Annotated in this window: 2 protein-coding genes; both read right to left on the bottom strand. The window is 76.8% G+C overall.

The features are described from left to right. The coding region (locus HMPREF0731_RS25695) for a hypothetical protein (protein WP_040613813.1) at window positions 1–259 on the bottom strand (259 nt) is incomplete at its 3' end. Window positions 260–389: 130 nt separating this feature from the next. Then, the coding region (locus tag HMPREF0731_RS17145; RefSeq protein WP_051014804.1) for an HWE histidine kinase domain-containing protein at window positions 390–1,912 on the bottom strand (1,523 nt) is incomplete at its 5' end.

The raw sequence follows: 1,912 nt of genomic DNA on the forward strand, positions 1-1,912 counted from the left end.
CGGGGTTGGCATCGGCCCAGCGGCGGAAGGCGCCGCGCTCGGCCTGCTGCACCAGCACGGCGACCCCCTGCTCCGCCATGGCGCGGGCGACGGCGCGGTTGGCCGCCTGGTGCCCGGCCAGGCTGAGCCCGGCGCCCGGCCGCATCAGGTCCAGCGTCTCGGCATCCGGGTAGTGGGTCAGCACGATGGAGCGCAGCTCGGGCGCCAGCTCGCGGGCGCGGGCCTCGGCCTCCGCCGGGAATTCGGGGGCTGCCGGCATCGCTCTCTCCATCGCAGCATCGGGGCGGCACCAGTAGCGCGCCCCGCGCCGCCGCGCACCCCCCTGCCCCCGATGGCGGGTGCAGGGGACCCCGTCCCCTGCCGGGGGAGCTTGAGGGGGCGGAGCCCCCTCAATCCTCGCCGCGGCGCGGCCGCAGCGCCAGGATCCGGCGCAACGCCGCCTTCAGCTGCTCGCCCTCGACCGGCTTGCGCAGCATGGCGGCGGCGTGGCCCAGCCGCGCATCCGGCAGCTCGGCATAGCCGGTCAGGTAGATCACCGGCACGCCGCGCCCGGCCAGCAGCTCGGCCACGGGGAAGGCTTCCTGCCCGTTCAGGTTGACATCGACCAGCGCCAGGTCGATCGCCCCTGGCATGTCGACCAGCCGGCGCAGCGCCTCGTCGATCGAGCGGGCGGGGCCGAGCGGCTGGCAGCCCCATTGCCGCAGCATGGCGGCCAGCGCCTCGCCGATCATCGGCTCGTCCTCCACCAGGAAGATGCGCGCGCCGCGCAGCGGCGCCTCGCCGGCGGCGGGCGCCTCGGCCTCGGGCCGCAGCATGGGCGGCGGCAGGCGTGGCGCGTCCGGCGCCTGCCACTGCGCCTCGAAGCGGCTCGGCGGCAGGCGGATGCGGCAGGTCAGCCCTTCCCGCTCCCACTGATAGGCGATGCTGCCCTCCAGCTGGTCATGGATGGCGGAATCGATGACGCGGCGGCCGAAGCCCTTGCGCTCCGGCGCGGCGGCGAGGGGCGGGCCGCGCCGCTCCTGCCAGAGCAGGGCCAGCCCGCCCTCGGGATGCGGCGACCAGTGCAGCGTCACCGCGCCGCCCGGCCGCGACAGGGCGCCATGCGCCAGGGCGTTGCCCGCCAGCTCGTGCAGCGCGACGGCCAGCGGCTGCACCGCCGCCGGGACGATCAGCACGGCCGGGCCGGAAAGGTCGATCGCCGCGTCGCCGCCGCAGGCCGCCATCTCGGCCCAGGCCAGGTCGCGCAGCGCGACGGCGGACCAGCCCTCGCGCGCCAGCAGGCTGTGGGCGCGGGCGAGCGCGCCGATGCGCCCCTCGATGGCGGCGGCGAAGCGCTCCGGGTCGTGGCGCGCGGTCAGGCGGATGATCGCCTGGATGGTGGAGAGCACGTTCTTGGCGCGGTGGTCGATCTCGCGCGTCAGCAGGGCGCGCTGCTCCTCCGCCCGCTGCCGCGCGGTGACGTCGAGGACCACGCCGAGGAAGCGGCCCCCCTCCGGCGCCTGGGTCAGGGCGCCATAGGCCTCGAGCCAGCGGAGGTCGCCATCGCCGCGCTGGATGCGGTGGATGCTGCGGAACACCCCGCCCTTGTGCGCCGCGCCCCAGGCCTGGCCGACGGCCCCGGCCTGCTTCGGGTCGATCAGCGCCTGCCATTCCTCGAAGCGGCCGGACCCGTCCTCGCGCGGCGGCAGGCCGAGCAGCTGGAACAGCCGCTGCGACCAGCGCATGCGGCCGGTGCCGAGGTCGAGATCCCAGGTCGCCATGCCGCTGCCATCGAGCGCCACGCGCAGCCGGTCCTTCGCCGCGCGCAGCTTCTCCTCGGCCCGGCGCAGCGGGGTGAGGTCGCGCAGGCGCAGCGTCACCCCGCCCGGCAGCGGCGAGATGCCGAGCAGCAGGCTGCGGCCGGGCAGCGCCG

The organism is Pseudoroseomonas cervicalis ATCC 49957 (genome assembly GCF_000164635.1).
Classification (GTDB): domain Bacteria; phylum Pseudomonadota; class Alphaproteobacteria; order Acetobacterales; family Acetobacteraceae; genus Pseudoroseomonas; species Pseudoroseomonas cervicalis.